Genomic DNA, 12,091 nt, shown 5'->3' with positions numbered 1-12,091 from the left:
ACCTTGAGTTGCCTTTCACACTGACAACATCTTCACACACAATATAAAGATTTTTGGTTTACACTGCGTGGCAATTGTAGGGAATAAAAACAACTCAAAACCGGTCACCACCGACCTTGAGTTGCCTTTCACACTGACAACATCTTCACACACAATATAAAGATTCTTTTAAGCGAGGCTAACTTCATGCCTCTAGCTTATGACGAGAGCCTTGCTCCGTGTCTATGGTTAAACTTTAGAGTGTTAGCTCCAATTTGACAAACGAGAAAAATAAACCTAATAGGTGAAAAAAACTAAACTATAGACCTTGGTCTAATACATTAAGCTTGTGTTTATTTAAAACATAATCTGGGCACTAAATATACAGGTACAAAAAAAGCGCCATAAGGCGCTTTTTGTCGTTAAGCTACTGCTTAAATAATTTGGTTTTCTTTCCAGGCTTGCTCTTTAGCCATACGCTTTTTACGCTTATCACAAGGATCGTCACAATCACAGGCTTTATCAATACCTACCGAGCCTAATCCACCGCAACTACTTGCCATAGATTTTCTTTGCACGATCATACCAACAGCCATAGCTATCACGATTAAAATTAATAAACCAAATGTAAGAAGAAAAAGTGACATTGCTTAGCCCCTATTGATCAGCAATAAATTATGCTCAAACATTGTTGAGCGACCGCTAAATTATACACCCAAAACCCACATAGATGCGAGAGAAGTCTATCTCAAAAAATCGAGTGAAATATGCGTTTAGCACTAATAAAGTGTTAGCTAAACGCCATTATATTACAAATAAGGTTTAAATGCAGTGCTCGCGTAAGTCACAATGCCTTTGTCTGATTTAGCCATTAAGTACACTGGTAAATCGTGCTTTTCAGCATATGCTTTAGCATCATCCATTCCCATAACCGTTAATGCCGTTGCTAAGCCATCTGCGGTCATTGCACTAGGGTGTAATACAGTAACCGACACTAAGTCATGTTTGATGGGCATGCCTGTTACAGGGTCTATTAAATGGGTGTAGGTTTCGCCATCCATTTTATAAAAAATACGGTAGTCACCTGATGTTGCAATGCCATTCGTACCGGGCGTTAATACACGGTGAACTTTTCGCTCGCCTGGTGGCGCATCTGGCTGCTCTATCGCGATTTTCCAGTCTTGGTTATTTGGCTTTTCACCGCCAATGCGCAGCTCCCCACCTATTTCTACCATGTAGTTACTAATATTTTGACTTTCAAGTAATTGCGCTACTTTATCAATGCCATACCCTTTCGCTGTGGCCGAAAACGACAACTCTAAACCATCAACTGTTTTAGCAAGGCCCTGCTCAGTAAGGTTGAGTTTATCTACACCAATTTTTTCAATCATTGCAGCAAGTGCTTCATCACTTGGGCGCTTAGTTGGTTTTTTATCAGGTCCAAAGCCCCATAAATCTATTAATGGGCCCATCGTTACATCAAGCGTTTTGGTCGACTTACCTAAACGAATCGACTCACTCACCACAGCCCTAAAATCTTCACTAATTGGCATAACCTGATTGGCGGGTAGTTTATTAAAGGTGTTAATTTCAGAGTCTGGAATATACGTAGACATAGACTGATTTACTGCTTTTAGCTCATCATCTATTTGCTGCTGTAACTTAGTGGCATCAATGTTTTCATCGTCGGCAAAGTATTTAATATGATAGGTAGTGCCCATCGTTTTGCCTTCTAAAAATACCTCCTGAGGTGTTTTATCAGCCCCACAGCCAGAGATAAATAGCATTATAGTTAATAAAAAAATACTGATAACGCCTTGAGAACTGCTTACTCTGTTCATTAAATTAGCCCATGTAAAATAAAATAAAAAAGCCCCGTAGCACAAAGTGCGACGAGGCCTGTATTTTAACCAAAACTAAGTTGTTTTGATATGGGTGTTAGCCACCGAAGTCATCTAGTAAGATGTTTTCGTCTTCTACACCTAGGTCTTTAAGCATGCCGATAACAGCCGCGTTCATCATTGGAGGACCACACATGTAGAACTCACAATCTTCTGGCGCTTCATGATCTTTCAAGTAGTTTTCATAAAGTACGTTATGGATAAAGCCTGTGTAACCTTCCCAGTTATCTTCTGGTTGTGGATCAGACAATGCGGTATGCCATACAAAGTTATCGTTTTCAGCTGCTAAGCCGTCGAAATCTTCAACATAGAACATTTCACGCTCAGAACGTGCACCATACCAGAAACTAATCTTACGCTTAGAATTTAAACGCTTAAGTTGGTCAAAGATATGTGAACGCATTGGTGCCATACCTGCACCACCACCTACGAATACCATTTCAGCGTCAGTGTCTTTAGCGAAGAACTCACCAAATGGACCTGAAATAGTAACCTTGTCGCCTTTTTTAAGTGACCAAATGTACGATGACATTTTACCACATGGTAGGCTTAGATTTCTTGGCGGCGGCGTAGCAATACGCACGTTAAGCATGATAATGCCTTCTTCTTCTGGGTAGTTAGCCATTGAGTATGCACGAATAGTTTCGTCGTCTACTTTTGACTCCAGGTCGAAGAAACCAAAGTGATTCCAGTCGCCACGATACTCTTCAGGAATATCGAAATCTGCGTATTTAACATGGTGAGCAGGCGCTTCGATTTGGATGTAACCACCCGCGCGGAAAGGCACTGATTCGCCATCTGGAATTTGTAGCTTAAGCTCTTTAATGAACGTTGCTTTGTTATCGTTAGAGATAACTTCACAATCCCATTTTTTAACACCGAAAATTGACTCTTCAAGTTCAATTTCCATGTCGTTTTTAACATTTACCTGACACGCTAAACGACAGCCTTCACGGGCTTCACCTTTAGAAATGTGATCAAGTTCTGTTGGTAAGATATCGCCACCACCTTCTTTAATGTGTACACGACACTGACCACAAGAGCCACCGCCACCACATGCAGATGATACGAAAATACCTGATTCAGATAGCGCGCCTAAAAGCTTGCTACCTGCTGATGTTTTAATGGCTTTATCTGGATCGCCATTAATACCGATGATGATGTCACCGCTTGCAACTAACTTAGATTTAGCACCAATGATAACTAAAACTAGTAGTACAACGATAGCGATGAAAACACCAACGCCTAAGAAAATCTCATAACTCATGATTTATCCTCGCTACCTTTACAGTGAAATACCAGAGAATGACATAAAGCCAAGACCCATTAAACCAACAGTGATGAAGGTAATACCTAAACCACGTAGGCCATCTGGCACGTCTGAATATTTCATTTTCTCACGGATACCTGCAAGCAATGTAATTGCAAGCGCCCAACCAACACCAGCGCCAACACCATAAACAACAGACTCACCGAAGTTATAGTTACGCTCAACCATGAATGATACCGCACCAAAAATTGCACAGTTAACTGTGATTAGTGGTAAGAAGATACCTAATGCGTTGTAAAGTGCAGGGAAAAACTTATCTAATGCCATTTCCAAAATTTGCACTAGTGCTGCAATAACACCAATGAAAGTTAAGAAACGTAAAAAGCTAAGGTCTGCTTCAGGGTAACCAAGCCACTCTAATGCACCTGGTGCAAGTACGGCATGGTAAACCAAGTTATTTACTGGTACAGAGATACCTAGTACAACAATAACGGCTACACCTAGGCCAATTGATGTAGTTACTTTTTTAGATACAGCTAAGAAAGTACACATACCTAGGAAGAAAGCTAAAGCTAAGTTTTCAATAAAAACCGCTTTTACAAATAAACTAATATAATGTTCCACTGCTTGCCCCTTACGCTTTAGCTTCTACTTGGTCTTTCTTATAAGTACGAAGTACCCATATGAATAAACCAATGATGAAGAATGCACTCGGTGGTAAAATCAATAGACCCATAGGTTGATACCAACCACCATCTTGTACTAATGGGATAATATCAACACCGAATAGTGTTCCCTTACCAAATAGCTCACGAATGAAACCAACAGTAAGTAATACCACTGAGTAGCCTAGACCATTACCAATGCCATCTAAAAATGACATAAGTGGTGGCGACTTCATTGCGTACGCTTCAGCACGACCCATAACAATACAGTTAGTAATAATTAGGCCAACGAATACAGAAAGCTCTTTTGCCGTAGCGTAAGAGAATGCTTGTAATACTTGGTCTACAACAATTACTAGTGAAGCAATGATCGTCATCTGTACGATAATACGTACTGATGAAGGTATGTGGTTACGAATGCTTGAAATGAACAAGCTAGAAAACGCCGTTACTAATGTCAATGCAATTGACATGATTAAGGCATTTTTTAAGCTAGACGTTACCGCCAGAGCAGAACAAATACCAAGTACTTGTAATGCGATTGGGTTGTTAGCTAAAACCGGACCAAATAGGACCGATTTCATTTCTTTAGTATCAGCCATTATTTCAACGCTCCTTCACGTACCTTCGCAAGGAAAGGACCAAAGCCGTTTTCACCAGTCCAAAAGTCAACTGTGTGATCAACACCATTAGAAGTTAGTGTAGCACCTGATAAACCATCAATTTGATGTTCGTTGCTAGCACCGCTTTTCATAATGTTAATAGGTAACTCTTTACCTTGCCATTTAGCTGTCCATTGTGGGTTTTGAATTTCGCCACCCAGGCCTGGTGTTTCGCTATGCTTGTAGAAGTTGATGTTTTTAACTGTTTCGCCATCGCTTTCAAGCGCTAAGAAACCGTACATAACACCCCAAAGGCCGTAACCTTGGATAGGTAAAATGATTGCATCTGTAGAGCCATCTTCTTTTTTAGAGATGTAAACAGGTGAGTTTTTAGTCATACGCTGAATACCAGCGATGTCCTTAATCCCTTCTGCTTTAAGTGCAAAACTTCTTTGTTGATCGAATTTCGTTTTTTCGAAATCAAATGAGTTAGGATCAGCACCTTCAACAAACTCGCCAGTGTCCATATCCACAACACGTGCTTCGATTTTGCCATCGAATGTGTCAGATACAGAACTTGCAATTTCAATATCAGCTGCTGCTAAGATATTACGTTGAATATCTTGAGTTTTATTAGCTTGCTGTAAAGGACGAAGCTGTACAGAAGCAAACGATACAATAATTGCACACACTAAACATAGTGCAACAACAACCGTTAACGTTTTGCCGATTGATTCGTTATTACTAGACATTACGTGCCAACCTCCGCTTGATATTAGCTTGCACTACAAAGTGATCGAACAGTGGAGCAAATAAGTTAGCAAATAAAATTGCTAGCATCATGCCTTCTGGGAAAGCAGGGTTTACTACACGGATCATAACTACCATAAAGCCAATAAGCGCGCCGTATGCGAACTTACCTTTATCGGTAAATGCAGCTGATACAGGGTCAGTAGCCATAAAGAACATACCAAATGCAAAACCACCCAGTACTAAATGCCAATGCCAAGGCATTGCAAATACAGGGTTGCTCTCAGAGCCAATTGCATTTAATAAGAATGCAGTTGCCACCATACCTAGGAATACACCTAGTACAATGCGCCAAGAAGCGATGCGAACGTAAATTAAGAATAAGCCACCAATAAGCACAGCAAGGGTAGATGTTTCACCTACAGAACCTTGAATGAAACCGTAAAACGCATTCCACCATAGCTCCATGTTGCTGTAATCAAGAGTGCCTACAAACGCTTGACCTAGCATAGTTGCACCAGAGAACGAGTCTACTGCAGTCCATACTGTGTCACCTGAAATTTGTGCAGGGTATGCGAAGAATAAAAACGCACGGCCCGCTAATGCAGGATTTAAGAAGTTACGCCCTGTACCACCAAAGATTTCTTTAGCAATAACCACACCAAACGTAATACCTAACGCCACTTGCCACAAAGGAATTGTCGCAGGCAAAATAAGTGCAAATAATACAGAGGTTACGAAGAAACCTTCGTTAACTTCATGCTTACGCACAGAAGCAAATAGTACTTCCCAAAAACCACCTACTGCAAACGTAACGGCGTATATTGGTAAGAAGAAACATGCTCCGTAGAACATTTTAGCGCCCCAGCCCGACTCAGCAGTTAATTCACCACCAAATAACTGGAACACACCAACCTGCCAAGAGTTTGCTAGTTCAAAACCTTGTGCTAAAGCACCTGCGGCCTGATGACCGATGTTGAACATACCAAAAAACATAGCTGGGAACGTCGCCATCCACACTAAAATCATCATACGTTTTAGGTCGATATTATCGCGAACGTGAGTTGCGCCTTTATTTACATAACCTGGCGTATAAAAAATAGTCGCGGCTGCTTCATACAGGGCGTACCATTTTTCATGTTTACCACCTGGTTCAAAATGCGGCTCAATGTCTTCTAAAAATTTCTTTAAACCCATCTCTTAGCCTTCCTTCTCGATCGTTGTTAAGCAATCGCGTAGGATAGAACCATACTCGTATTTGCCCGGACAAACGAAGGTACATAACGCTAAATCTTCTTCATCAAGTTCAAGCGCGCCTAATGAAATTGCACTGTCTAAATCACGTGCGATTAAGTCACGTAATAATAGTGTTGGCAAAATATCTAACGGCATTACGCGCTCGTAGCTACCAATTGGAACCATGGCACGTTTTGAACCACCTGTAGACGTTGTCATTTTAAATAAACGACTCGGTGCAAGGTGAGAAAGGAATGTACGCGTTACAGAGAATTTATTACTACCTGGTGCAATCCAACCAAACAGCTCTTTTTCGCGACCTTCAAGTAAAACTGACACCTGAACGTGGTAGCGACCCAAGAATGCATGAGGACCTGAAGAAATAGCGCCAGATAAAACAGAACCAGAAATTACACGGTTATCACCGTCTTCTAATTCGCCTGCCACTAAATCATCTAATGAAGCACCTAGTTGTGTTTTCACTAAACGAGGATTTTTAACGCGAGGGCCTGCAAGTGAAATTACACGGTCAGTGTTGATTTCACCAGTAAGGAATAAGTGACCATAGGCGATAACGTCTTGGTAACCAATATGCCAAACTTGTTTATTCGCAGATACTGCGTCAAGGTGATGAATATGAGTACCAACTAAGCCTGCTGGATGCACGCCACCGAACTCATGTACTTCTACTTGAGCGATAGACGAGCTAGGAACTTGACTGCCAGCTTGCTTACATACAAATACTTTTCCATCGGTCAAACGCGAAACAACAGCAAGACCCGCTTCAAATGCAGCTGCATTTTCGGCAATAATTACTGCAGGGTCTGCAGCAAGAGGGTTTGTGTCGATAGCGGTTACAAAGATAGAGCTAGGATTTGCATCCAACGCAGCTACTTTGCTAAATGGGCGAGCACGAAGTGCTGTCCATTGACCTGACTGAACAAGTACTTCTTTGGCTTTTTCACGCGATAAGCTTGCAAGCTCATCTGCATTGAAAGAGTCAAAGGTGATTTGCTCACTGCCGTTTACTTCAATAACAACAGATTGCAGCACACGTTTAGCACCACGATTAATTTCTTTTACTGTACCAGAAGCTGGTGCAGTAAATAGGACGCCTGGGTTCTTTTTGTCTTCAAAAAGTACCTGGCCTTTTTTGACTTGGTCATCCACACGAACATGCATGGTTGGACGCATACCGATAAACTCTTCACCTAGCACAGCTACACGTTTGATGGCAGAACCATCATGAATAACTTGCTGAGGCGCGCCCTCTATGGGTAAATCCAGACCTTTTTTTATGTTGATCATACGCACTTGCATTAATTAACGGAAAGAAACTGAAAAATCGTATCAACCACGTCGCCATTTGAGTTATCCAAGATATATCAAGGTACAAAAGAACAACTTGCTAGGAATATCAAACAAGCAACGCAGTAAAACTCCTCACATATTGCTCCGATTTTAACATCATTATGGACGACTATGCGAGTGTATTTATGAAAATTATACGACAGAAACGCTTATTTAGTTTTGTTAAGTGTTTTAAATAAAAATCAAGGTAGACCAAAGTGGTAGCCGAAGCACCTAAGGGCCACAAAATATTTAAAACACTAAAAGCAAAAAAGCCGCAATAAGCGACTTTTTTATAATTACACAGTATGATTTAGTCAATCATGTTTGCAATTGGCTTCACTGCATCTACATCTTGCTCATAGTCAACAGCGTCAATGCCAAAACCGAATAAACGTAAAAATTCGTTATGATAGCCCACGTAATCAGTTAGCTCATCAATTGAGCTCGTATCTACTTTATCCCAAACAGCTTGCACACGCGCTTGTACATCGTCTTCTAGCTCTTTGTAGTTTTGGAATAAGTGACCGCCCTCGTCAAAGCGTGGGTTTTCACCGTATAAGTTTTCGCTAAATAAAGCATGAATCTGCTCAATAGTGCCCTCATAGGTGCCATCGGCTTTCATTACTTTAAATAAAGCAGAGATATATAGCGGCATAATAGGAATTGCAGAGCTTGCCTGAGTGACAACCGCATTTAAAGACGATACATAGGCTTGACCATTTAAATCCTTTGTTGATTCTTTAATTGCAGCCGTTGCACGGTCTAAATCTTCTTTTGCTTTACCTATTGTTGCGTGTCCGTAGATTGGCCACGTTAACTCTTTACCTATATATGTATACGCAGTGGTTTTAAAGTTATCGGCTAATACATCGGCTTCTTTTAATGCATCAATCCACATTTCCCAATCTTCACCGCCCATCACTTTAATGGTGTTGTCGATGTCATCTTGGCTTGCGGCTTCAACTGTTACTTCGTCAATTACACGCTTTGATGTATTTAAGTTTTTAGTGGTAACGGCATTGCCAATTGGCTTAAGTGTTGATGAATACACTTCACCTGTATTGGGATCAGTACGACGAGGTGATGCTAAGCTGTAAATAATACAGTCTACTTTGCCTAAATCTGCTTTGATTGTCTCAATTGCCTTTTGCTTAATTTCGTTAGAAAACGCATCGCCATTAATATTTTTTGACCAAAGCCCAGCTTCATCTGCAGCGTCTTGAAATGCTGCTGTATTGTACCAACCAGCAGAACCCGTTTTACGCTCTGTACCTTCTTTCTCAAAGAAAATACCCAATGTTTTAGCACCACCACCAAAAGCTGCCGTAATACGAGACGCTAAACCGTAGCCAGTAGATGCACCAATTACGAGTACATTTTTAGGCGCATCTTTTAATTTGCCTTGTTGTTTTACATAGTTAATTTGTTCTTGAACATGCTCTGCACAGCCTACAGGGTGTGCGTTAGTACAAATAAATCCACGAATTTTAGGCTTAATGACCATTGATCATCCTATATCTTTTGCAATAAAAATTAGCGCTAGTTTAAAGGCTAATACTAAAAACACTGATCTGATCAGTTAAACACCGATCAAATACCCTATTTATATTAATGAAGCTTTGAGCCACCTAAACAATCAGGTGAGTCTGGCGCTTCGCCGCCTTGCTCTGTGAATTCATCAGGCGTGTAAGTATGAATAGCTAATGCGTGTATATAATTTGCTAATTCATCTTTTAGTACTTCGTTAATTTGGCGGTGACGCTGCAGTAAACGTTTACCCGCAAACTCTTCGCTCACTACAATCACTTTAAAATGCGACTCAGTGCCAGCGCTGTGCATATGGCTTTCGTTAATTACGTTTAAATGCTTACAGGCAATCGCACTACTAAGCTTGTCTTGGATTTGTTGTTGCATTGACATTAAAACACCATATTTAGTCACTAATTTGTGCAGCTACTATAACAAGTTAATTTAACTAACTAAATTGCTTTTGTTTAATGTGCTCAATAAATCGGTACGTTAAGCTAATGCGTGGGTGCGCAAGGGTTGTTTGTTTAGGTATTGCGTGCTGGTAGTCGCGCTGACTATGCCCGCTCATCACTAAGCAACTGCCACTTTGTAATTTTAAGTCGGTGACTTTATTCGTGGCCTTTTGTTTTAACTTGAGTACGCGCTCAGCACCGAGCGATATACATACTATGGTAGGCTCTGGGCCGAGTTCTATTTCATCATCACTGTGCCAGCCCATAGTATCGTTACCATCACGATAGTAATTGACTAATAGCGAATTAAGCGGCTTGTTTAAATGTCGCTCTAAACGTTTGCGCATCGCTAAAAGTACATCATCCCACGGCTCTACTAATTGTTTACTGTGTGAGTAGCCATATTCAATATTTAAATCACTCATAAAGCATTGCAAGCGTGGTATGGGTCCAGTTCTGCCATACACAGTGACATTAGGCTGCTGCCAGTTAAGGTTTTTTTGTAAATAATAAAACAAATCGAGGCTTTTTTGCGCACTAAGCGCCTTACTTTGATAAGAAAAGCCGTTTGGTAACTGTTGGGGGTTGGCGTTTTGCCGTTGCATGTTAGAATTTACCTACATTAGATTTCTGATCAACAAACCATTATGACGACGCAAGCCCAGCTAGGCGATAAAACATTTACTCTTGAACGTTTCCCTTTGGATCAAAAAAACCGCAGTTTACAAGCATGGGATTCGGCCGATGAGTACCTTATCAATTATGTTAACGAACATCACCCTGATTGTCGCTCATTACTCATTTTAAACGACGCGTTTGGTGCCCTGGCCTGTTATTTTAGTGAATTAACGGTTTGTTCAGTTAACGATTCTTATATTAGCCACCAAGCTGCAGCCTATAATTTAAAAGAAAATAAACTATCAACAGCACAATTTACACAGTTAGATAGCTTATCTGCGCTGCCTGAAGAGGTTGATTTAGTACTAATAAAAGTGCCACGTAACGTAGGGTTCTTACAGTTTCAATTAAGTGAGTTAAGTGAAGTACTTGCCCCTGGCACACCGGTTATTGCCGCAGGTAAAACAAAGGAAATACATAATTCAACTATAAAAGCGTTTGAGCAATTTATTGGCGAGACCAAAACAAGCTTGGCCGTTAAAAAGTCGCGTTTGATATTAAGTACAGCAAAAGGCGGTTATAAAGCGGCTAACTTTCCGGTCAGTTGGCAACTTGAAGGCACTGACTTTAATATAACGAACCATGCCAATGTGTTTTCGCGCGATTCGTTAGATATAGGTGCACGGTTCTTTTTTAATTACTTGCCACAAACCTCAAAGGCAAAAAGCATTATCGACTTAGGCTGTGGTAATGGCGTAGTGGGGTTAATGACGCTATCACGCTGTCCAAATGCGTCGGTAACCTTTGTTGATGAGTCGTACATGGCGGTCGAATCTGCACGTTTAAATGTAGAACTTAACCAAGCAAATAGATTTGATGACTGCCAATTTATAGAAAATGATTGCTTAACCGGCTTTGAAAAAAACAGTGTTGATATGGTGTTGTGTAACCCGCCATTTCACCAAGCCCAAGCCGTTACCGATCACATTGCGTGGCAAATGTTTAAACAAGCTAAAGACACATTAAAAGAAGGTGGCGAGCTACGTATTATTGGTAATCGTCATTTAGATTATCACGATAAATTAAATCGTATGTTTGGTAACTGTAAGCTATTAGGTTCAAACAAAAAGTTTGTAGTGCTCAGCGCAACTAAAAATAGTGGGATGCTATAAAATGAAATTAACTAAATTTATTTTAGCCTGTTGCTCCATGCTGGTGTTTAGCGCATGCAGTAATCAGCCAAACCAAGTGATATTAAACCCAGTTTATAAAAACGGGCAAATTAGTGTTATATCAGCCAGTTTAAGTACCAGCGTCATTGATTTACGGGGCGATAGCGCAACCCTTAAGCTTGTTGAGTCAGATAAGACTAAAACCTTTGCAAGCCAAGATATTGTTACCTCTGTTAAAAGCGTATTAGATAGCGCGCTAAACCGTAACGGAGCAAGTATTTCTAACCTAGCAACAACCCGCTTTGAACTAGACATTCATGCCTTACAAGCACTAGTGACTGAAAAGCTCATGAGCCATACCAGCGAAGCGAACATTGAATTGGGTGTGCGCGTACTTCGCTCTACCAGTAATTTCACTAAGGTGTACCGCGGCAGCGCAAATTTAGAAGGGCCGCTGAGCCACGATCGCGCCAAAATTGAAGGTCAACTCAATAAGTTGACGGAACAAGTTATAACCCGCATTGTATCGGACCCAGAATTAATTGAATTTTTAGAAGGTTAAC

The 12,091-nt window shown here is 40.7% G+C and carries 13 protein-coding genes; 2 read left to right on the top strand and 11 right to left on the bottom strand.

Translation table 11 applies throughout. From position 1 onward, the window contains the following. Nucleotides 1–413: 413 nt before the first annotated feature. From nqrM to AN391_RS08260, 11 genes are all read right to left on the bottom strand, one after another. The gene (gene nqrM / locus AN391_RS08310) at nucleotides 414–626 is read right to left on the bottom strand and encodes a (Na+)-NQR maturation NqrM (protein ID WP_004587136.1); all 213 of its coding nucleotides are present in this window, start codon (nucleotides 624–626) and stop codon (nucleotides 414–416) included. A gap of 162 nt (nucleotides 627–788) precedes the next feature. Next, the gene (locus AN391_RS08305) at nucleotides 789–1,820 is read right to left on the bottom strand and encodes an FAD:protein FMN transferase (protein ID WP_055014972.1); all 1,032 of its coding nucleotides are present in this window, start codon (nucleotides 1,818–1,820) and stop codon (nucleotides 789–791) included. A 97-nt stretch (nucleotides 1,821–1,917) separates the two neighbouring features. Further along, on the bottom strand, nucleotides 1,918–3,147 hold the full coding sequence (gene nqrF / locus AN391_RS08300; protein ID WP_055014971.1) for an NADH:ubiquinone reductase (Na(+)-transporting) subunit F: 1,230 nt from the start codon (nucleotides 3,145–3,147) through the stop codon (nucleotides 1,918–1,920). Nucleotides 3,148–3,165: 18 nt separating this feature from the next. Beyond that, nucleotides 3,166–3,774 carry an NADH:ubiquinone reductase (Na(+)-transporting) subunit E gene (nqrE, locus tag AN391_RS08295; RefSeq protein ID WP_004587139.1) on the bottom strand — a complete coding sequence of 203 codons (609 nt, stop codon included), beginning with the start codon at nucleotides 3,772–3,774 and terminating at the stop codon, nucleotides 3,166–3,168. Between the two features lie 10 nt (nucleotides 3,775–3,784). After that, on the bottom strand, nucleotides 3,785–4,417 hold the full coding sequence (locus AN391_RS08290; protein WP_004587140.1) for an NADH:ubiquinone reductase (Na(+)-transporting) subunit D: 633 nt from the start codon (nucleotides 4,415–4,417) through the stop codon (nucleotides 3,785–3,787). After that, on the bottom strand, nucleotides 4,417–5,169 hold the full coding sequence (locus AN391_RS08285) for a Na(+)-translocating NADH-quinone reductase subunit C (RefSeq protein ID WP_055014970.1): 753 nt from the start codon (nucleotides 5,167–5,169) through the stop codon (nucleotides 4,417–4,419). Before AN391_RS08285 ends, AN391_RS08290 begins: the two co-directional genes overlap by 1 nt. Then, nucleotides 5,162–6,364 (bottom strand): NADH:ubiquinone reductase (Na(+)-transporting) subunit B, encoded by a 1,203-nt coding sequence (locus tag AN391_RS08280; protein WP_055014969.1) that lies wholly within the window; start codon nucleotides 6,362–6,364, stop codon nucleotides 5,162–5,164. Before AN391_RS08280 ends, AN391_RS08285 begins: the two co-directional genes overlap by 8 nt. Nucleotides 6,365–6,367: 3 nt before the next feature. Beyond that, a complete protein-coding gene (locus tag AN391_RS08275) occupies nucleotides 6,368–7,711 on the bottom strand; it encodes a Na(+)-translocating NADH-quinone reductase subunit A (RefSeq protein WP_055014968.1) in 1,344 nt (447 codons plus the stop codon). Nucleotides 7,712–8,066: 355 nt separating this feature from the next. Then, on the bottom strand, nucleotides 8,067–9,260 hold the full coding sequence (fabV, locus tag AN391_RS08270) for an enoyl-ACP reductase FabV (RefSeq protein WP_055014967.1): 1,194 nt from the start codon (nucleotides 9,258–9,260) through the stop codon (nucleotides 8,067–8,069). A 104-nt stretch (nucleotides 9,261–9,364) separates the two neighbouring features. Beyond that, the gene (locus AN391_RS08265; RefSeq protein WP_055014966.1) at nucleotides 9,365–9,676 is read right to left on the bottom strand and encodes a BolA family transcriptional regulator; all 312 of its coding nucleotides are present in this window, start codon (nucleotides 9,674–9,676) and stop codon (nucleotides 9,365–9,367) included. A gap of 55 nt (nucleotides 9,677–9,731) precedes the next feature. After that, nucleotides 9,732–10,343, bottom strand: coding sequence for an alpha-ketoglutarate-dependent dioxygenase AlkB (locus AN391_RS08260; protein WP_055014965.1), 612 nt, complete (start codon nucleotides 10,341–10,343; stop codon nucleotides 9,732–9,734). Between the two features lie 42 nt (nucleotides 10,344–10,385). Between AN391_RS08260 and AN391_RS08255 the strand changes: the two genes are divergently transcribed. Both AN391_RS08255 and AN391_RS08250 read left to right on the top strand, forming a co-directional pair. Then, complete coding sequence (locus AN391_RS08255; protein ID WP_055014964.1) at nucleotides 10,386–11,528, top strand: methyltransferase; 1,143 nt, start codon at nucleotides 10,386–10,388, stop codon at nucleotides 11,526–11,528. Between the two features lies 1 nt (nucleotide 11,529). After that, on the top strand, nucleotides 11,530–12,090 hold the full coding sequence (locus tag AN391_RS08250) for a YajG family lipoprotein (protein ID WP_055014963.1): 561 nt from the start codon (nucleotides 11,530–11,532) through the stop codon (nucleotides 12,088–12,090). Nucleotide 12,091: the final 1 nt, after the last annotated feature.

The organism is Pseudoalteromonas sp. P1-13-1a (genome assembly GCF_001401875.1).
GTDB lineage: Bacteria > Pseudomonadota > Gammaproteobacteria > Enterobacterales > Alteromonadaceae > Pseudoalteromonas.
The sequence above is the reverse complement of the archived record's forward strand: the minus strand, read 5'-3'. Positions and strand labels throughout refer to the sequence as shown.

Coding starts and splice junctions, on each gene's coding strand:
- AN391_RS08305 (WP_055014972.1), bottom strand. CDS start 1,820: ATGAACAGAGTAAGCAGTTCTCAAGGCGTTATCAGTATTTTTTTATTA.
- AN391_RS08265 (WP_055014966.1), bottom strand. CDS start 9,676: ATGTCAATGCAACAACAAATCCAAGACAAGCTTAGTAGTGCGATTGCC.
- nqrF (WP_055014971.1), bottom strand. CDS start 3,147: ATGAGTTATGAGATTTTCTTAGGCGTTGGTGTTTTCATCGCTATCGTT.
- AN391_RS08260 (WP_055014965.1), bottom strand. CDS start 10,343: ATGCAACGGCAAAACGCCAACCCCCAACAGTTACCAAACGGCTTTTCT.
- nqrM (WP_004587136.1), bottom strand. CDS start 626: ATGTCACTTTTTCTTCTTACATTTGGTTTATTAATTTTAATCGTGATA.
- AN391_RS08290 (WP_004587140.1), bottom strand. CDS start 4,417: ATGGCTGATACTAAAGAAATGAAATCGGTCCTATTTGGTCCGGTTTTA.
- AN391_RS08250 (WP_055014963.1), top strand. CDS start 11,530: ATGAAATTAACTAAATTTATTTTAGCCTGTTGCTCCATGCTGGTGTTT.
- fabV (WP_055014967.1), bottom strand. CDS start 9,260: ATGGTCATTAAGCCTAAAATTCGTGGATTTATTTGTACTAACGCACAC.
- AN391_RS08255 (WP_055014964.1), top strand. CDS start 10,386: ATGACGACGCAAGCCCAGCTAGGCGATAAAACATTTACTCTTGAACGT.
- AN391_RS08285 (WP_055014970.1), bottom strand. CDS start 5,169: ATGTCTAGTAATAACGAATCAATCGGCAAAACGTTAACGGTTGTTGTT.
- AN391_RS08275 (WP_055014968.1), bottom strand. CDS start 7,711: ATGATCAACATAAAAAAAGGTCTGGATTTACCCATAGAGGGCGCGCCT.
- AN391_RS08280 (WP_055014969.1), bottom strand. CDS start 6,364: ATGGGTTTAAAGAAATTTTTAGAAGACATTGAGCCGCATTTTGAACCA.